This window comes from Micromonospora cynarisoli, from assembly GCF_030518815.1.
GTDB classification, from domain to species: domain Bacteria; phylum Actinomycetota; class Actinomycetes; order Mycobacteriales; family Micromonosporaceae; genus Micromonospora; species Micromonospora wenchangensis.
The window spans coordinates 6,230,484-6,248,648 of sequence record NZ_CP130426.1; the positions used below are offsets into that span (position 1 = coordinate 6,230,484).

An 18,165-nucleotide genomic window follows, 5' to 3' on the forward strand; every position below is an offset into this window, starting at 1 on the left:
GGAGCCGATCATCTTTTCGGTAAACTTTCGGTTACTCTTTCGGAACTGTAGGCATAACATTGAGAAACGTCAATCAAATGTCCTGTGTGGGTGACGTGGTGAGACGCTGACGAGACGCCTTCTCCCGGGCGGGGGAGGGGTGGTTGGTCGGGGCCGCGCTCGGCGGGGCGTCCCGGGCCGGGGATTCGAAACTTTCGGTTCCGGTCGGCGCGCGGTGGCCCGGACCCGTCGACGGTACGTGGTGCGGGTGTCAGAACAGGGTGAGCGGCCCGACCGGGATCGGCTCGGGCAGTGGGGCCAGGGCGGGCACCCGGGCCCGCACCTCGTCGTGGAACCGGCGGGCGAGCAGCGGCGCGTCGGCGTTGTCCGGGGTGTGCACGAACACGGTGGGCGAACGGCCCTCCCGCAGCCAGCCGGCGGTGATCTCGACCCAGCGCTGCCAGCCCGCCACGGTCTCCGCCTCGGCGTCCCGGCCGAGGTACCTGACGATCGGCGTGTCCGTCAGCGCCGCCGTCCGCAACGGCAGGCGGGGCTTCTTCGTCCACGCCTCCCGTTCCGCGTCGCTGGTCGGCGGGGTGCGGAAGAACGCGGTGGTGTCGAAGGGCACCCACTCGGCCGAGGCGTCGGCGAGCACCGCCTCCAGCAGTCGCGTCGCGCGGGGCTCCCGGAAGAAGGCGGGGTGCCGGACCTCGACGGCGTGCCGGTGTCCGGCCGGCAGTCGGCGCAGGAAGTCGGCGAGCACGGGGACGTCCGTCGGGGTGAACGACCCTGGCAGTTGGATCCACAGGGCGTGCGTCCGGCCGCCGAGCGGGGCGATCGCGTCGAAGTAGGCCCGCAGCGGCGCGTCGGCGTCGACGAGCCGCCGTTCGTGGGTGACCGCCTTCGGTAGCTTGAGGACGAACCGGAAGTCGGGTCCGGTCTGCCGGGCCCAGGACTCCACGGTCTCCCGGGTCGGGGTGGCGTAGAACGTGGTGTTCCCCTCGACCGCGTCGCACCAGCCGGCGTAGTGCCGCAGCCGCTCGTGCACCGGCAGCGGGTGGGCGATCAGCCGCCCCTGCCAGGACCTGTGGGTCCACATCGCGCAGCCGACGTGCAACCGCATGCTCCCGATCCTCCCGCAACGCCGCCCGATCCGGTCCGTCGCCGCACGCTATCGGAGCGGGCGACGACGTCCACGGGCGGTCCGGCGCACCTACCCCGGAGGTCGCGATCGTCAACTTCCGGTTGACGATGCGGATACGTCAACCTATGGTTGACGCATGACGGAATCCACCCAGCTCCCGCACCCGGTCCGCCTCGACGAGCTGATCCAGGCCATCAAGAAGGCCCGCCCGGACGCGCTCGACCAACTCAGTGACGCAGTGCTCGTCGCCGACCACCTCGGCGACCTCGCCGACCACCTGATCGGCCACTTCGTCGACCAGGCCCGCCGCTCCGGAGCCTCCTGGACCGAGATCGGCAACAGCATGGGGGTGAGCAAGCAGGCCGCCCAGAAGCGCTCCGCCGCCAAGGCCGACGCGGCCGCGACCCTGGACCCCAACGCCGGCTTCAGCCGCTTCACCCCGCGCGCCCGCAACGTGGTGATCGCCTCGCAGGAGGAGGCCCGGGGCGCCGGCAACGCGGAGATCCGCCCGGAACACCTGGTGCTCGGCCTGCTCGCCGAACCCGACGGCCTCGCCGCCAAGGCCATCGTCGCCGAGGGGCTGGGCCCGGAGGCCGTCCGGGAGGCCGTCACCGCGGCGCTGCCCGCCGCGTCCGACCAGGTCCCCGACCTGATCCCGTACGACGCGCAGGGCAAGAAGGCCCTCGAACTCACCTTCCGCGAGGCGCTGCGGCTCGGGCACAACTACGTCGGCACCGAGCACATCCTGCTGGCCCTGCTCGAACTGGAGGACGGCACGGGCGTGCTGTCCGGACTGGGCCTGACCAAGGAACGGGCCGAGGCCCACGTGGCCGCCGCCCTCGCCGGCTTCGCCGCCGGCAGGTGACGGCCGCGCCGGGTCACCGACCGACCGATGCGGCCAGGGGCGGCCACGGTGCCGCGGGCCGTCGGGGCCGTGGGCCGTCCGGCGTGGCAGGCCGGGGCCGGGCGCGGCACCGGGGGCGCGCCCGGCCGGCCGACTGTCAGTCAGCGGTGGGGAAGCCGTAGCGCAGCGCGTGCTCCGGGTCGGCCGGGTCGATCTGCCTGATGCCGGCGTCGGCGAGGCGCTTGTTGACCTCGTCAAGCTGCTCGCGCACCAGCCGGGCCTCCTCCTCGGTGACCCGCCCCCGGTGCGGCTTGCCGGCGTGGTCGAGGGTGCCGTAGTCGATCTTCTCGGCGCTCTTGCGGGCCTTCGGCGGGCGGACCCGCTCGGCGGTACGCAGCAACTGGGCCATCGGGGTGTCGGTCGCCATCGCGTCGAACTCGCTGGCGGTCAACACCACCCGGCGCGGTTCCCCACCGGCGTGCCGGTCGTGGATCTCGACCACCGCCACGTCGAGCGCGGCGTCGTCGATGCTCTCCACCTCGGTCACGGTGGCGTCCAACTGCACGGGCCCGGCCACCAGGTCGGGGTGCTCCAGCACGACGACCCGGACCACCTCGTCGTCGGGACGCAGCACCGTGCCGCTGAAGTCGGAGACCTGGATCGTCTTCTTGCCCATGCGCTGCGTTTCTCCTGTCGCTGGCCGGAATCGACCACAAGACGCTACCCGACAGGTGTGCGAACGCCCCGGCCGGACACCCCGGTCGGCGCGGTCGTCGGTCACCGGCCCGGGCGCGTCCGCCGGTGGCCGCGGGGGACGGACCGGGGCCGTCGTCGCGGGCGCGCTGTGCCGGGTCAGTGTGCGGTGAGGCCGCGTCGGGAGGAGGTGCCGGCGGGGAGGGTGTCCAACTCGCCCCAGGACAGTCGGGCGTCGACGCCGCGACCGCACCGGGCCTCCCGGTAGCGCGGCTGGGCCGGGGACCGGCCGGCACCCCCCGCCGGGTTCCACAGTCGGGCGAGGTCCTGCTGGTACCGGTCATTCGGCTGCATGGGCATGGCCATTACCGTCCCAAAGAAAGGTGTCCATGTATGGAAATAGATATGACGCACGGTCGATGGACCAGGTTCCGGTGAGGCAGCTCACGGTCCGGTTCCCCTCTACCCGTGACGCGCGCCCGGCAACCGGGCGTCGGCCGGGACGGCCGGCGTACCGTGGATCATGAAGCGACCCACGGGGTGAGAGGGGCGGGCGGTGCTGGACCGGCGGCTGTACCTGCACCTGGCGACCTGGCTCGGGCAGTGGCCGGCACCGCCCGGCCTGCACGTGGTCGGCTCGTGGCGGCGGACCCGTCCGGCCTGGGACGGCCGGGTCCGCCCGGCCCTCGCGGTCCGGGTCGCCGGCAGCACCGTGCTCTCCGTGCCACCCGGGTTGGTCGCGGCCGTCCGGGCGGTGGCCGCCGGGCCCCGGTCCGCGCTGTACGGGGCACTGCCGGCGCTGGTCGGGCAACCCGCCTGGGTGGCCCACGACGACGTGTTCCGGTGGTGCCTCGCGCCGGCCGCGCTGCCCGACGTCGGTGCCTGGACCGCCCCCACCGACCCCGCCCTGCCGCCCTGGCTGCACCTGTTCGACCGCGAGGTGCTCGTGGTGCGGGACGCCGACGGCGGCTACCTGGCCGGTGTCGGGATCAAGCGGCACGACGCGTACGGGCACGAGCTGGCCGTCGGTACGGTGCCCGCGGCGCGCGGTCGGGGGCTGGCCCGACGGCTCGTCGCGCAGGCCGCCCGTCGGGTGCTCGACGAGGGCGCCGTCCCCACCTACCGGCACGATCCGGCGAACACCGGTTCCGCCCGGGTCGCCGAGGCGGCCGGATTCACCGACCGGGGCTGGTCGACGTACGGCGTCTATCCGCCGTGACGGCGCGACAGGTGTGCGGCGCGGACCGTGGATCCCGGGCCGGATCCACGGTCCGCTGTCTGCCCCAGGCCCCGCCGTGACCGGTGTCCACCGGTCGACCCTCGGTGTCGGTCACGCTACGTACTTGGATGCCCGCTCGGCAAGGGGCGGGCGGCGGGTTGACTCTGTCCAGTAGTGGACTTGAGCTGGGATTAAGGAAGAATCCGCCCCCGGAGCCCGGTGACGCAACGTGCTCGTTGCCGGCTCCCGCAGCCGCCCGGCAGAGCGGTGTCAGGGACCACCGGTAGGGTCGGGCGTCGCGCCGAGGGCCGGCGCGCGGTCGGGACGGCCGGTTGGCAGGAGTGGACGGACATGCAGCTGCCGACTTCGGGCGAGGGGCACGGGCGGGTGGTCCTCGCGCCGGTGGGTGACCTGGACATCGCCACCGTCCCCGGGCTGCAACGCGACCTCGACGAGGCGCTGTGCCGGCCCGGTCTGTTGGAGATCGTCGTCGACCTGACGGCCGTCACCTTCCTCGACTCGACGGGGGTGGCCGCGTTGCTGCGCGGAGCGGCCGAGGCGGTCGGTCGGGGGGCCACCCTGCGCCTGGTCGACCCGCAACCCGTGGTGTCCCGGGTCCTGCGGATCACCGCGGTCGGCCGGCTGCTCGGCCTTCCCGACGACCACGGCGACCCGGCCCCCTGGCGTCGCTGATCGCCACACGCCGCCGACCTGTCCAGTCCCGCCCGGCGTCGAGGCGGACCGGACAGCGGCACGTCGCCGGCCCGGTGGGCTCTTCCGCGCAGGTGGGTCCGCCCGCCGGGGCGGCCCGTCAGCCGGTCAGCCCGAGCACCTCCGCCGCCGCACGACCGTTGGCGTGGCTCGCGCCGTAGGTGGTGACGAAGGACCGTACCCCGGCCGGCCGCCACCGTCCCGGCCAGCCCATCTCCACCACCGTCACCTGATGCGTCGCGGCCAGCGCCGCGACCAGCGCGGGACCGCCGGGCAGCCGGTGCAGATGCCGCCCGACCAGCACGATCGGCCGGTTCCCGGCGAGCCGCCGTACGGTGGCCGGGTCGACCTCGGCGGCGACCACCCGGAGCTGTTCGACGTCGGCCAGGTGGGGACCCAGCCCCCAGGGCACCCGGCCCTGCGCGACGGTGGCGGCGGCGTACACCTGCACCACGAGCGGCCGTGCCGGCCCGGTCGGGTCGCCCTCCACCCGCACCGCCAGGCGGGCGGCCCGGTACCCGAGACCGACCTCGACGGGGCCGGCGGGACCGGACGGGCGGGCGGCACCGGTCCAGGCGGCGAGCGCGGCGGCGCGACCGGCGGCCTGTTCCACCCGGGCCCGGTCCAGCCGACCGTCCCCGAGCGCCCCGACGATCTCGGCCACCACCCGCTCGACCAACGCGGCGTCGACCTTCGCGCCCAGGCAGAGCAGATCCGCCCCGGCGGCCAGGGCCCGCACGGCGGCCGGCCCCACCCCACCGGCGGCGACGGCCGCGCCCTTCATCTCCAACGCGTCGGTGACCACCGCTCCGGTGAAGCCGTACTCGCCGCGCAGCAGGTCGACCAGGACGGCCCGGCTGAAGGTGGCCGGCCCGTCCCCGGTCAGCGCCGGCACCCGGATGTGCGCCGTCATGACCGCCTGCACGCCCGCGTCGACCGCCGCCGCGAAGGGAGGCAGGTCGCGGGCCCGCAGCAACGCCGCGTCGGCGTCCACGGTGGGCAGCTCGTGGTGCGAGTCGGCGACGGTCGCGCCGTGACCGGGGAAGTGCTTGGCGCAGGCCGCCACCCCCACCGACTGGAGACCCGCCACGGCGGCGGCCGTGTGGGCGGCCACCCGGCCCGGGTCGGCCCCGAACGCGCGGGTGCCGATCACCGGGTTCTCGTCGGCGGTGTTCACGTCGACAGTGGGGGCCAGGTCGACGGTGACGCCGACGGCGGCCAGGTCGCCGCCGATGGCCGCGTAGACCTCCCTGGTGAGCGTGGTGTCGTCGACCGCGCCGAGCGCCGCGTTGCCCGGGTACGGGCTGCCCGTGGCGTGCGCCAGCCGGGTCACGTCGCCCCCCTCCTCGTCGATGGCGAGCAGCACGTCGGGTCGGGCGGCGCGCAGCGCCGCGGTGCTCGCCGCGAGCTGGCCCGGGTCGTGCACGTTGCCGCCGAACAGGGTGTGCCCGGCTAGCCCCTCGGCGACCAGCGCGACCGCCCAGTCCGGCGGCACCGGCCCCGGGTACGCGGCCAGCAGCGTGCCCAGCGCCAGCCGGCGCAGTCCTGGATCAACCCCCACCTGAACCCCCTCTCCCGCCCGGATCCGCGCCGGTGGCGGACCGGCCGGCCGTCGGTGTGTGCCGATGGACGGCACGTGTGTCGGCACGGGCGGCCGGGTCGTCCGAGTTCCCCGCCGCGGGGCGGCCGATACGCTACGGACATCCCTGATCAACGCGATTCGGCTAGCAGAGTTTACGAAAACCAGAGGACATGGCATGAGTGCGACCCGGCTGCCCGGAACCCCCCGACTGTTACGGGCGCTCAACGACCGTGCGGCGCTGGAGCTGCTGCTCGAACGCGGCCCGCTCACCCGCGCCCGGCTCGGCGAGCTGACCGGCCTGTCCAAGGTCACCGCCTCGCAGCTGGTCGAGCGGCTGGAGGAGCGGGGACTGGTCGCCCGGGTCGGTGAGCAGGCCGGTGGGCGGGGGCCGAACGCGCAGCTCTACGCCGTCCGGCCGGGCAGCGCGTACGTGGTCGGGGTGGACGTCGGCGCGGAACGGGTGGTGGCCGCCTGCGCGGACATCACGGGCGCGGTCGTCAGTCAGGTCGAGCAGTCCACCCGGGACACCGACGATCCGGTCGGCGTGGTGCACACGGCGGTGGTGCAGGCGGCCAGCCGGGCCGGCGCGGAGCTGGACAGCGTACGGCGGGTGGTGCTCGGCACCCCGGGTCTGGTCGACCCGGCCACCGGGGACATCACCTTCGCCTTCAACCTGCCCCGCTGGCACCGGGGTCTGCTCGCCGCACTGCGCGAGGACCTGCACACCCCGGTCGTCTTCGAGAACGACGTCAACCTGGCCGCCGTCGCCGAGGCGCAGTCCGGGGCCGCGCAGGGGCTGGCGGACTTCGTCCTGGTCTGGGTGGGTGCCGGGGTGGGTCTGGCGATCATGCTGGGTGGCCGGCTGCACCACGGCAGCAGCGGCGCGGCGGGCGAGATCGGCTACCTGCCGGTGCCGGGGGTGCCGATCCCCCGGGACGTCTCGCGCCGGGCGAAACCGGCGTTCCAGCAGCTCGCCGCGGCTGACGCGGTCCAGGCGGTGGCCCGGGAACACGGCATCGACGCGCCCGACGCGGCCGGTGCGGTTCGGGCCGCCATCGCCGCCGGCACCGCCGGTGGCCCGCTGCTCGACGAGTTGGCCCGACGGCTCGCCCTCGGGGTGGCCAGCACCTGCGTGGTGCTGGACCCGCCGCTGGTGGTGCTCGCCGGTGAGGTGGGGCAGGCCGGTGGGGCGGCGCTCGCCGAACGGGTGCAGCACGAGGTGGCCGCGATCACCCTGGTCCGGCCCCGGGTGGTGCCCACCGGGCTGACCGAGGAGCCGATCCTGCGGGGGGCGCTGCGGACCGCGTTGGACGCCGTACGCGACGAGGTGTTCGGGTCGACCGTCGGCTGACCGACCACCCCGCCCGCTCGTCGTCATGAAGGAATACTTCACCACTGCGCCGGTCACGGCAAGATGTTGCCGTGGCCGGCGTCGGTGGACCGGGTCGCCCTAGACCAGGTCGCGGCGGCGGAACGCGACGAACGCGGAACCGGTGACCGCACCGGTCAGCGCCAGCAGCACCAGCAGCGCCGGCCCCCAGGTGATCGCGTAGACGCCGCCGTCGCAGACGCCGCTGCCCGGCGGGCAACCCCGGTCGTCCCAGAACTCCAACCGGCCGGACAGCCAGGCGCCCAGGTAGTTGGAGAGCATCAGCAGGTCCGCCCGGGCCACGTCGAGGATCTGCAACACCAGCCGGGCGCCCATCTCCCAGACCACCGCGTACGCGGCGACCGCCCCGAGCGCCGCCGAGGTGTGCCGGCCCAGCGTGGCGATCCCGAAGCCGAGCACGGTCGACAGCAGCACCAGCAGCAGGCCACGCCCGTAGATGGCCCCCAGCCCGCCCCAGAACTGCCCGTCCAGCGGGCCCGGCACACCTGCCGTCTGCCCGATCGTCCAGAACGTGCCCAGGTAGAGCACCGACGCCAGCACCGCGAGCGCGGCCACCACCCCGACCAGGGTGCCCAGCTTCGTGCCGAGCACGGTCAGCCGGCCCGGACGCCACAACAGCAGGTTCACCACCCCGCCCGAGTTCAGGTCGGCACCGATGTACGACGCGCCCACCAGGAAGCCGAACAGCACCAGGAACGCGATCAGGAAGTAGAGCAGCCCCCGCGCCTCCTGGGAGAAGACGAAGACCGAGGTGAGGTAGTCGGTGGCCACCGGCAGCCGCTCCATCCGCGCCGGGTCCACCTCGGCGCAGTCGGCTGGCACGTATCCGGCGTCCTCGGTGATCGGGATCTCGCCGGCCCGGACCCGCAGGCAGCGGGTGTGCTCCGCCTCCAGCGCGGCCACCGCCTGCGCGGCCTGCTCCTGCGCGGCGGACATCTCCGGCGCCGTCGGCCGGTGCGACCCGATCAGGGTGGTCGCGGTGGTCACCGCGAAGGCCACCGCCAGCAGCAGCACCATCAGCTGGACGAAGCGGCGGGCGGTCAGCCGCTCCACCTCGGCACGGACCAGGTTCACGCGTCCACCCTCCGACCGTCGGTCCGGTCCGGTTCGATCAGCGGTTCGCCGGCGTCACCCGCGACGGTGCCGTCCGGCCCCTCCGGCGGGGCCGTCCCGGCGGTGAGGTCGAGGAAGACACTCTCCAGGTCCGGCCGGACCGGGGTCAGCTCGCGGACCCACAGGCCCTGCCCGCCCAGGGTGCTGCTGATCAGCTCCGGCTCCGGCACGCCACCGACCACCAGCACGTCGTCGGGGTGGACGGCGACCGTCAAACCGACCTCCCGCAGCAGCCCCGCGCCCCGCTCCGACTCGGCCACCCGGACCCGCCACTCGTGCGGGTCGTGCCCGGCCAGCACGTCGTCCACCCGGCCCGCCGCCACCCGACGGCCCCGCGCGATGATCGTGACGTGGTCGCAGATCAGCTGGATCTCGGCCAGGATGTGGCTCGACACCAGCACGGTCACCCCGGACCCGGCGAGCGTGCGCATCAGGTCCCGCATCTCCCGGATGCCGGCCGGGTCCAGCCCGTTCGCCGGCTCGTCCAGGATCAGCAGCTCCGGGCTCTTCAACAGCGCCGACGCGACGGCGAGACGCTGCTTCATGCCCAGCGAGTAGCTCTTCACCCGGTCCTCGCCCCGGTCCCGCAGGCCGACCTGGTCGAGCACCTCGTCCACCCGGGACGTCGGCACGCCGCCGGCCACCGCCAGCAACCGCAGCGTACGATGCCCGGTGAAGTTGCCGAAGAACTGTGGACTCTCCACGATCGCGCCGACCCGCCCGGTGACCCGACCCAACTGCTCCGGGGCCGGCGCACCCAGCACCCGCAACTCCCCGGCGTCGGCGTTGACCAGCCCCAGCAGGGCGCGCAGCGTGGTGGTCTTGCCGGAGCCGTTGGGGCCGAGGAAGCCGTGCACCTGGCCCGCCTCGACGACCATGTCGAAACCGTCCACCGCCACCCGCCTGCCCCGCCGCATGGTGCGGAACGTCTTGCGCAGACCGGCGATCTCGATGACCGCGCTCATCCGCACCGCCCCTCGTCTCGTACGGGCATGGGCCGTCCTCCCGGGATGGTGACCAACGACACGGTGCCCCACCCTATGGCCGGGCCACCCGCCCGTGGGGGGCGGTCTCGGGCTGCGTGGTTGGATGGAGCGGTGACTGGTGACCCGTTCCCCGCCGCAGCCGCCCCCTCGACCGTGGACGCGGATCTGGTGGTCAGCCTGGACGGCGTCGCCGTCCGGCGATCCGGCACCGCCCTGCTGCACGACGTCGACTGGCGGGTCGAGCTGGACGAACGCTGGGTGGTGCTCGGCCCCAACGGCGCCGGCAAGACCACCCTGCTCAACCTCGCCTGCGGTCAACTCCACCCGAGCACCGGCGTCGCGCACGTGCTCGGCGAGCGGATCGGCCGCACCGACCTCACCGAGTTGCGCACCCGGATCGGCCTCACCACCGCCGCCGTGGCCGAGCGCATCCCCGCCGAGGAACGGGTCGGCGACGTCGTGCTCACCGCCGCCTGGTCGGTGGTCGGCCGCTGGCGGGAGAGCTACGACCAGGCCGACGAGGCCCGCGCCCGCGCCCTGCTCGGGCAGCTCGGCGTCGGCCACCTGGCGGACCGCACGTACGGCACCCTCTCCGAGGGAGAGCGCAAGCGGGTGCAGGTCGCCCGCGCCCTGATGACCGACCCGGAACTGCTGCTGCTCGACGAGCCGGCCGCCGGGCTCGACCTGGGTGGGCGCGAGGACCTCGTCGGCCGGCTCGCCGAGCTGGCCCACGACCCGGACGCCCCGGCCCTGGTGCTGGTCACCCACCACGTCGAGGAGATCCCGCCCGGGTTCACCCACGCCCTGCTGCTGCGCGACGGCGCGGTGGTCGCCCAGGGCCTACTCGCCGACACCCTGACCGGCGACAACCTCAGCAAGACCTTCGGCCTGCCCCTGCTGGTCGAACGCCGCAACAACCGCTGGACCGCCCGCGCCGCCTAACCCCCACCCCTCCCCCTCCCACCACCCCACCCCCACCCCCACCCCACCCCGGCGTCGATCAAGGAATTGTGGTGGGGGAAAGATCCTCCCATGCCCCTTTTGCGGCCACCATAAGTCCATGATCGACGGGATGGGCGGGGTGGGGTGGGGATTTAGACTCGTCGTGGTCGTGGCGGGCGGGCGGTGGGGAGGTTGTGGTGGCGGTGGGAGGTGGAGTGCGGCAGAGCCGGATCGTCGTGGTGGGCAGCGCCAACATGGACGTGGTCGGAGCCGGCCCGACGCTGCCCCGGCCGGGGGAGACCGTGCTCGGCAGCCACTTCGTGATGGTGCCCGGGGGCAAGGGCGCCAACCAGGCCATCGCCGCCGCCCGGGCCGGTGCCGCCTGCACCTTCCTCGGCGCGCTCGGCTCCGACTCCTTCGGCGTCACCCTGCGGGCCAGGATCACCGCCGCCCAGGTGGACGCCACCCACCTGCGGGTGGTCTACGGGGCGTCCGGGGTGGCGCTGGTGATGGTCAACGCGGCCGGGGAGAACGCCATCCTGGTCACCCCCGGCGCGAACGCCGCCTTCACCGCCCTCACCGCCGCCGAGCTGGACGCCGTACGCGGGGCGGACGTGCTGGTCGCCCAGTTGGAGATCCCGGTCGAGACGGTGACCGAGGCGGCGGTGGCCGCCCGTGTCGCCGGCACCCGGGTGATCCTCAACGCCGCACCGGCCCGGCAGGTGCCCGCCGAACTGCTGGCGGCGGTGGACCTGCTGGTGGTCAACGAGACCGAGGCGCACCTGCTGACCGGCCGAGGGCGGGACGATCCGGGGGCGCTGCTGGCGCTGGTGCCCCGGGCGGTGCTCACCCTCGGCGGCGGGGGCGCCTGGTACGTCGAGCGGGACGCCCCCGCCGTGCACGTACCCGCCGTCGCGGTGGACGTGGTCGACACGACCGCCGCCGGGGACGCGTTCACCGGCGCCCTGGCCGTGGCCTGGGGTGAGGGCCGGACGGTGGTCGACGCGGTGCGCTGGGCGGCGGCGGCCGGTGCGGCGTGCGTCCGGCGGCTCGGCGCGTCGGTGGCGCTGCCCGGGCGTGCCGAGATCGACGCCCTCTACACCCCCGGTGACTGACCGGCGGCTCAGTCGGCCGGGTCGTCGCTGAGCCGTTCCCCCCGGCGGCGCAGCATGCCCAGGCCGGGGATGCCGGCGACGGCGAGCTTGAGGTCACGGGTCACGTCGAGCAGGTCGTGCAGGTCCGGGCCGACCCGGTCGAGGGTGGCCAGGATCGGCAGCACGTCCGAGGTCAGGTGCTCCTTGAGCTTCGGCAACTCGTCGACGAGCCGGATCGCCGCGGCCACCTCCTCGTGGCTCAGCTCGGCCACGAACCGGTTCGCCATCGGCGCACCCCGCCGCAACGCCGGCTCGTACGCGGTCATCAGCTCGGCCGCGATGGTGGCGGCGCCCTCGGCGGTGGCGACCGTGCCGGCGGCCCGGCCAGCCACCGCCCCGGCCTCGGCGACCACCACGCCGGCCGCCCGGGACACCTGCCCGGCCCCGGCCACCACCCCGGCCGCCGCGTCGGCGACGTCGGTCGCCCGGGTGATGGCAGTGGTCGCCGCCGCGCTGATCACCGCCACCTCCCGCACCGCCTCCTCGGCGTCGGTGAGCATCCGGTCCGTGCGGTCCAGGGTGCCCTCGATCCGGTCCACCACCCCGTTGATCCGGGCCAGCAGCGCCTCCACCCCGTCGAGCACGGCGAAGGCGCGGGCCGGCACGGCGGCGAACGAGGCGGCCGAACCGAACGCCTGGTCGAGGGCGGAGCGGGTGAGACCGACGACGTCGGCCGGTCGGGGCAGGGGGATGGCCATGTCACCAAGTGTGCGCCGGGTCGGCCAGTGCCGCCCGCCGGCACCGGTCGCCGCAGGCCGGTCCGACCCGGCCGGCCGAGGGGTCGCGGGCCCGGGGGAGCGCGGTCGGCGGACCGGCCGGGGTACGGGGCCGGTCCCGGGACAGCGGGCAAACGGGTGCCGGTTCGTGCCCGGACGGGCGGTAGGGTGCCGGCATGTCGCTCCATCCCCCCGGCCTGACGCCGGCCGGCCGGGGCCGCGCGGCGTTGACGGTCCTCGCCGTGCTCGCCCTGGTGCTCGGCGGCCACGGGCTGTTCCGGGCGGACGCCGGCCTGACCGCCCGGCAGGTCACCGTCGACGGGGTTCCGCTGACCGAGGTACGGGCCGACGACGACGGGGCGGGCGCGGTGCGCCGGCAGGGGGTGGTGATCGCGCACGGGTTCGCCGGTTCGGCCCGGTTGATGCGTCCGCTCGCCGACACGGTCGCCCGGCGGGGCGCGGTCGCGCTCCTGCTCGACTTCGCCGGGCACGGCGGCAACCCGGCCGGGTTGCCCGGGGCGGGCAGCGACGACACCACGTCCCGCGCCACCCTGGCACACGACCTGGCGGTCGCCGTCGCCCACCTGCGGGGCCGGCCCGACGTCGACCCGACGCGGATCGTCCTGGTCGGACACTCGATGGGCGCGGGGGCGGTGACCCGGTACGCCGCCGGCCACCCCGACATCGCCGGCACCGTCGCGATCTCCCTTCCCGACGCCGGTGACCTGCCCGACGCCCGGCCGGAGCGGCTGCTGCTGATCGTCGGGGGCCTGGAGTTCCCCGCCTTCCGGGCCACCGCCGAGGCGACCGCCCGGCGGGGCGTCGGGCGACGGGTGGTGGTCGTCCCCGGCGTCGAGCACATCTCGGTGCTCTTCGCCGGTCGTACCCACCGCGAGGTCGCCGCATGGGTAGGCGGCACCGGCGGCGCGGCACCGCGTCCGGCCGCCCGACTGGTCCCGGCGGGGTTGCTGCTGCTCGGTCTCGGGCTCGGCTTCGCCCCGTTGGCGGCCGTGCTGACCGGCCACCGTCCGCCGCGTCCCCGGCGCGGGCGACCCGTCGCCCCGGCACCCGTCGTGCTGGCGGTGGGGACGGCCGCCACCGGGCTGGGGGTGTTGTTCGCCCCGGTGCTGCCGACCACCCGGCTGCCGCTCGCGGTCGGCGGCTACCTCACCGGCTTCCTGCTGGTCACCGGTGTCCTGCTGGCGGCCGCCCGGCACTGGCCGCTGCGCCTGTCCGCCACCGGTCCCACCCTCGTCGCGCCGGCTGCGGGCGGTGGGTCCGTCCCGGCCACCGGCGGGCGCGCGCCGCTGCGGCCGGTGGTCGCGGCCCTGCTGCTGACCGGGTACGCCGTGGCCGCCGTCGCCGTGCCGATCCACCTCGGCCTCACCTGGGCGCTGCCGGTGGGTGCCCGGTGGTGGCTGCTGCCGGTGGTAGCGGCCGGCTGCCTGGTGTTCCTGGCCGGCACGGAGGTGCTCACGCAGGGCCGGAGCTGGCGGTACGCGGCGGTCGGCGCGCTCGCCGTACCGGCGCTGGGCGGGGCGGCCGTGGCGGGGTTGGCCCCCGGTTTCGTACTGCTGGTGGTGCCGCTGTTCGTGGTGCTGCTCGGTTGGCAGGCCGCCTGGGCGGCGGTGCTGCGGCGGGTCGGTGCGCCCCGGTGGGCACCGGCAGTGGTGGGCGCGGTCGTGGTGGCCTGGCCGGTCGCCACCGCGCTGCCGCTGAGCTGATCCGCAGCCGCCGGGGCGGGACGGGGCCGACCGCCCGGTCGGGGCCCACCGCCGCGACCGGTGTCACCGGGGTTCCCCCTGCTGTTCGACGGCACGTTGGACGGCGCGGTAGATCTGCCCGAAGCGCAGCGCGTCGGGGGTCCGCAGCAGCATCACCTCCTGCCCCAGGTGCTGCACCCACAGCTCGTTGACCTTGTTGCCGCGTTCGTAGGACCGGTCCAGCCAGCCGAGCGGCAGCTCCAGGAAGGGCAGCAGGGCGAGCACCCCGACGCCGCAGGCGGCCAGGACGAGCAGGGCCGGTTTCCACTCGCCCCGGTCCTGCGCCGACCAGACCAGCGAGACCACACAGATCAGCGCGATCAGCGGGGGCAGCGAGAGCAGCAGCACCAGCACCCCGCGCCCGAGGACGCGGGACCGCACGGCCATCGTGGTGGCCCCGCGTGCGTGCCAGACGTACGCGACGTCGGCGATCCGTACGACCTGCCCACCGGCCCGGATCGACTCGGAGGTCACCTGCACCGTGTCGTCCCGGTAATAGAGGGTCATCACTAACCCTAACCGTTCGCAGGCGACCGGTGCCGCTGTGTGGCCGACGGATCGCGCTGCCGGGTACCGGCCGGCGGTCGAGGCGACGGTCCCGTCCTGTGCCCCGACTCAGCGTCCGCCCCCGGCGGTCACCGCCTGCTGCCCGTCCCCTGCCCGGCCGGGCCGGTCGCGGTCGGCCCCGTCGCCCGCGTCGCTGATCCGCCGGGCAGGCGGGGCGGGGCGGCGTTCTCCATCGCCCGCTGCACCGCCCGGTAGATCCGGCCGAAGCGCAGCGCGTCGCCGGTGCGCAGCAGCAGCACCGGCCGACCCTGCCAGCGGACCCACAGCTCACGCTGCCGGCTGCCCCGGTCGTAGGAGCGGTCCAGGTGGTTGAAGAGGAAGTCGGCGACCGGCCCGACGGCCAGCCCGACCAGCACCGACGCCCCCACGATGGCGAGCGTGACGGTGGGGGAGCGGTGCAGCCAGACCGCCACCGCGACGCCGACCGCCGCGGCCACCAGCGGGCCGGCCAGGGCGGCCCCGATCGCGCCCCGCCCGGCCAGCACCCGCCAGGAGCGGCTGCCCCGGCGGTGCCAGACCAGGCCGATCTCGGCCAGCGGGAAGGCCCGGCCGTCGACCCGGATGGCGGCGGAGGTGACCTGCACCGACCGGTCGTCGTAGTACGTGATCATCGCTGGACTCCCGAGCGCGGGTGGCGAACACCAGACTACGTACCCCAACGACCCGGGTCGTAAGGTTGGCACGCGACTTCGACGAGGAAGTGAGGGCAGCGTGAGCGAGTTCGTGCGGCTGGAGACCAGGGACGGCATCGGCACCATCCGGCTGGAGCGGCCACCGATGAACGCGCTCAACAGCCAGGTCCAGGAGGAGCTGCGGGCCGCGGCCACGGCCGCCGCCGCCGACCCCGCCGTCCGCGCCGTCATCGTGTACGGCGGGGAGAAGGTCTTCGCCGCCGGGGCGGACATCAAGGAGATGGCCGACATGTCCTACGTGGACATGGCCGAGCGGGCCGCCGATCTGTCCAGCGCCGTCGGCGCGCTCGCCCGGATCCCCAAGCCGGTGGTCGCCGCGATCACCGGGTACGCCCTCGGCGGCGGCTGCGAGCTGGCGCTGGCCTGTGACTGGCGGGTGGTGGCCGAGGACGCCAAGCTCGGCCAGCCGGAGATCAAGCTCGGCGTCATCCCCGGCGCGGGCGGCACCCAGCGGCTGGCCCGGCTGGTCGGTCCGGCCCGCGCGAAGGATCTGATCATGTCCGGCCGGATGGTGGACGCGGCGGAGGCGCTGCGGATCGGGCTGGCCGACCGGGTCGCCCCGGCGGCCGAGGTCTACGACACCGCCGTGGCGCTGGTGCGCCCGTATCTGACCGGGCCGGTGCAGGCGTTGCGGGCGGCGAAGCTGGCGGTCGACGCCGGGCTGGACATGGACCTCGGCTCCGGGTTGGCCTGGGAGAGCCAGCTCTTCGCCGGGCTCTTCGCCACCGACGACCGGCGCGAGGGGATGGCCGCCTTCGTCGAGAAGCGCAAGCCCGACTTCACCGGCCGCTGACCCGCCCCGACCCGGGGGCCGCGATCCGTCGGCCCCCGGGGCGGACCACCGTCCCGCCGCCGGCACCGTGCCGAGAACTGTTCACATCTCGGCTACCGGCCAGTAGCGTGTGACTCCGGTCATGGACGAGGGGAGCGGCGATGACGGAACGGGTCGAGGGCCACGGCGGAGCGCTGGCGCTGGCGGCACTGCGGGCGTACGGCGTACGGGAGATGTTCACCCTCTCCGGCGGGCACGTCTTCCCGCTCTACGACGCCGCCCACACCTCAGACTTCCCGCTCTACGACGTCCGGCACGAACAGTCCGCCGTCTTCGCCGCCGAGGCGGTGGCCAAGCTCCAGCGCCGTCCCGGCCTCGCCGTGCTCACCGCCGGCCCCGGCGTCACCAACGGCATCTCCGGCCTGACCAGCGCCTTCTTCAACGCCTCGCCGGTGCTGGTGCTGGGCGGGCGGGCCCCGCAGTTCCGCTGGGGTTCCGGCAGCCTCCAGGAGATGGACCACCTGCCGCTGGTCGCCCCGGTCACCAAGCACGCCGAGACGGTGTTCACCGCCGACGACATCCCCCGCGCGGTCTGCGCCGCGTTGACCACCGCGCTCACCCCGCACCGGGGCCCGGTCTTCCTCGACTTCCCGCTGGAGGCGATCTTCTCCGTGGGCGACGCCGACCTGCCCGCCCCGACGCCCGTCGCGCCGGTCGAACCCGACCCGGACGAGGTGACGAAGGCCGCCCGGTTGATCGCCGCCGCCGCCCGCCCGGTGATCATCGCCGGCTCCGACGTGTACGCCGGGGACGCCGTCGCCGCGCTCCGCGAGGCCGCCGAGGCGTTGCAGGTGCCGGTCTTCACCAATGGCATGGGACGCGGCGCGCTTCCGCCGGAACACCCGCTCGCCTTCGCCAAGGCCCGCCGGGTCGCGCTCGGCGACGCGGACGTGGTGGTCGTCGTCGGCACCCCGTTGGACTTCCGGCTCAGCTTCGGCGACTTCGGCGACGCGGCGGTGGTGCACGTCGTCGACGCCCCCACCCAGCGGGCCGGGCACGTCCAGCCGGCCGCCAGCCCCGCCGGTGACCTGCGGCTGATCCTGTCCGCGTTCGCCGACCACACCGGCGACCGGGCCGACCACGCCGACTGGATCGAGCGGCTGCGCACCGCCGAGGACGCGGCGCGGGCACGCGACGCCGCCGAGATGGCCGCCGACACCGACCCGATCCGCCCCGCCCGGGTCTACGGCGAGCTGCGCCGGGCCCTCGCCCCGGACGCGATCACCATCGGCGACGGTGGCGACTTCGTCTCGTACGCCGGGCGCTACCTGGAGCCGTCGCAGCCCGGCACCTGGCTCGACCCCGGCCCGTACGGCTGCCTGGGCACCGGGACGGGCTACGCGATGGGGGCCCGGGTCAGCCACCCCGACCGGCAGATCTGCGTGCTGATGGGTGACGGCGCGGCCGGATTCTCGCTGATGGACGTGGAGTCGCTGGTCCGGCAGCGGCTGCCGGTGGTGATCGTGGTCGGCAACAACGGCATCTGGGGGCTGGAGAAGCACCCGATGCGGGCCATGTACGGCTACGACGTCGCCGCCGACCTCCAGCCCGAACTGCGCTACGACAAGGTGGTCGAGGCGCTCGGCGGTGCCGGGGAGACGGTGGCGAAGGCCGCCGACCTGGGTCCGGCCCTGGGGCGGGCGTTCGACGCCGGGGTGCCGTACCTGGTCAACGTGCTCACCGACCCGGCCGACGCGTACCCGCGCTCGTCCAACCTGGCCTGAACACGCGGCCCTCGACCGCCGTCGGACCCGGCGGCTGTCGCGTTCTGCCGAGCGGATAAATCGGCGGAATGTCAGCGGCGACGCACGTAACGTCAGACCCCTCGCCCATCGTTG

At 74.9% G+C, this 18,165-nt stretch carries 18 protein-coding genes; 9 read left to right on the forward strand and 9 right to left on the reverse strand.

From position 1 onward, the window contains the following. Positions 1–250: 250 nt before the first annotated feature. Positions 251–1,102, reverse strand: coding sequence for a DUF72 domain-containing protein (locus Q2K16_RS27440; protein WP_489671815.1), 852 nt, complete (start codon positions 1,100–1,102; stop codon positions 251–253). 157 nt (positions 1,103–1,259) lie between these two features. Here Q2K16_RS27440 and Q2K16_RS27445 point away from each other — a divergent pair, with 157 nt between their 5' ends. Then, positions 1,260–1,988 (forward strand): Clp protease N-terminal domain-containing protein, encoded by a 729-nt coding sequence (locus Q2K16_RS27445; protein WP_302741028.1) that lies wholly within the window; start codon positions 1,260–1,262, stop codon positions 1,986–1,988. 136 nt (positions 1,989–2,124) lie between these two features. Here the strand turns inward: Q2K16_RS27445 and Q2K16_RS27450 are convergent, their stop codons facing one another. Both Q2K16_RS27450 and Q2K16_RS27455 read right to left on the reverse strand, forming a co-directional pair. Continuing rightward, entirely contained in the window at positions 2,125–2,643 is a 519-nt protein-coding gene (locus Q2K16_RS27450; protein ID WP_302741029.1) for a hypothetical protein, read from the reverse strand. Positions 2,644–2,819: 176 nt separating this feature from the next. Further along, positions 2,820–3,020 (reverse strand): DNA repair protein, encoded by a 201-nt coding sequence (locus tag Q2K16_RS27455; RefSeq protein ID WP_302741030.1) that lies wholly within the window; start codon positions 3,018–3,020, stop codon positions 2,820–2,822. A 196-nt stretch (positions 3,021–3,216) separates the two neighbouring features. Between Q2K16_RS27455 and Q2K16_RS27460 the strand changes: the two genes are divergently transcribed. Next, a complete protein-coding gene (locus Q2K16_RS27460) occupies positions 3,217–3,879 on the forward strand; it encodes a GNAT family N-acetyltransferase (protein WP_302741031.1) in 663 nt (220 codons plus the stop codon). Between the two features lie 351 nt (positions 3,880–4,230). Next, a complete protein-coding gene (locus Q2K16_RS27465) occupies positions 4,231–4,572 on the forward strand; it encodes an STAS domain-containing protein (protein WP_302741033.1) in 342 nt (113 codons plus the stop codon). A gap of 118 nt (positions 4,573–4,690) precedes the next feature. Here the strand turns inward: Q2K16_RS27465 and Q2K16_RS27470 are convergent, their stop codons facing one another. Then, entirely contained in the window at positions 4,691–6,151 is a 1,461-nt protein-coding gene (locus Q2K16_RS27470) for a glycoside hydrolase family 3 N-terminal domain-containing protein (RefSeq protein WP_302741035.1), read from the reverse strand. A 196-nt stretch (positions 6,152–6,347) separates the two neighbouring features. Between Q2K16_RS27470 and Q2K16_RS27475 the strand changes: the two genes are divergently transcribed. Next, positions 6,348–7,523, forward strand: coding sequence for an ROK family transcriptional regulator (locus Q2K16_RS27475; protein ID WP_302741037.1), 1,176 nt, complete (start codon positions 6,348–6,350; stop codon positions 7,521–7,523). Positions 7,524–7,622: 99 nt separating this feature from the next. On the opposite strand, the gene Q2K16_RS27480 is transcribed toward Q2K16_RS27475, so the two are convergent. Both Q2K16_RS27480 and Q2K16_RS27485 read right to left on the reverse strand, forming a co-directional pair. Then, complete coding sequence (locus tag Q2K16_RS27480) at positions 7,623–8,636, reverse strand: ABC transporter permease (protein ID WP_302741038.1); 1,014 nt, start codon at positions 8,634–8,636, stop codon at positions 7,623–7,625. Beyond that, positions 8,633–9,640 carry an ABC transporter ATP-binding protein gene (locus Q2K16_RS27485; RefSeq protein WP_302741039.1) on the reverse strand — a complete coding sequence of 336 codons (1,008 nt, stop codon included), beginning with the start codon at positions 9,638–9,640 and terminating at the stop codon, positions 8,633–8,635. Before Q2K16_RS27485 ends, Q2K16_RS27480 begins: the two co-directional genes overlap by 4 nt. Before the next feature lie 75 nt (positions 9,641–9,715). On the opposite strand from Q2K16_RS27485, the gene Q2K16_RS27490 reads away from it, so the two are divergent. Next, the gene (locus Q2K16_RS27490; protein WP_302746632.1) at positions 9,716–10,603 is read left to right on the forward strand and encodes an ABC transporter ATP-binding protein; all 888 of its coding nucleotides are present in this window, start codon (positions 9,716–9,718) and stop codon (positions 10,601–10,603) included. A 215-nt stretch (positions 10,604–10,818) separates the two neighbouring features. Next, entirely contained in the window at positions 10,819–11,718 is a 900-nt protein-coding gene (locus Q2K16_RS27495; RefSeq protein ID WP_302746633.1) for a ribokinase, read from the forward strand. Between the two features lie 8 nt (positions 11,719–11,726). Here Q2K16_RS27495 and Q2K16_RS27500 read toward each other — a convergent pair whose 3' ends face one another. Further along, positions 11,727–12,455 carry a hypothetical protein gene (locus Q2K16_RS27500; RefSeq protein ID WP_302741040.1) on the reverse strand — a complete coding sequence of 243 codons (729 nt, stop codon included), beginning with the start codon at positions 12,453–12,455 and terminating at the stop codon, positions 11,727–11,729. A 194-nt stretch (positions 12,456–12,649) separates the two neighbouring features. Here Q2K16_RS27500 and Q2K16_RS27505 point away from each other — a divergent pair, with 194 nt between their 5' ends. After that, positions 12,650–14,197, forward strand: coding sequence for an alpha/beta fold hydrolase (locus Q2K16_RS27505; RefSeq protein WP_302741041.1), 1,548 nt, complete (start codon positions 12,650–12,652; stop codon positions 14,195–14,197). Positions 14,198–14,260: 63 nt separating this feature from the next. On the opposite strand, the gene Q2K16_RS27510 is transcribed toward Q2K16_RS27505, so the two are convergent. Further along, positions 14,261–14,743 (reverse strand): DUF6232 family protein, encoded by a 483-nt coding sequence (locus tag Q2K16_RS27510; RefSeq protein ID WP_145922612.1) that lies wholly within the window; start codon positions 14,741–14,743, stop codon positions 14,261–14,263. A gap of 128 nt (positions 14,744–14,871) precedes the next feature. Next, positions 14,872–15,414, reverse strand: coding sequence for a DUF6232 family protein (locus tag Q2K16_RS27515; RefSeq protein ID WP_302741042.1), 543 nt, complete (start codon positions 15,412–15,414; stop codon positions 14,872–14,874). A 100-nt stretch (positions 15,415–15,514) separates the two neighbouring features. Here Q2K16_RS27515 and Q2K16_RS27520 point away from each other — a divergent pair, with 100 nt between their 5' ends. Continuing rightward, positions 15,515–16,288, forward strand: coding sequence for an enoyl-CoA hydratase-related protein (locus Q2K16_RS27520; protein ID WP_302741043.1), 774 nt, complete (start codon positions 15,515–15,517; stop codon positions 16,286–16,288). Positions 16,289–16,428: 140 nt separating this feature from the next. Further along, positions 16,429–18,051: an acetolactate synthase gene (locus Q2K16_RS27525; RefSeq protein ID WP_302741044.1), complete on the forward strand. Its 1,623-nt coding sequence runs from the start codon at positions 16,429–16,431 to the stop codon at positions 18,049–18,051. The last annotated feature ends 114 nt before the right edge of the window (positions 18,052–18,165 follow it).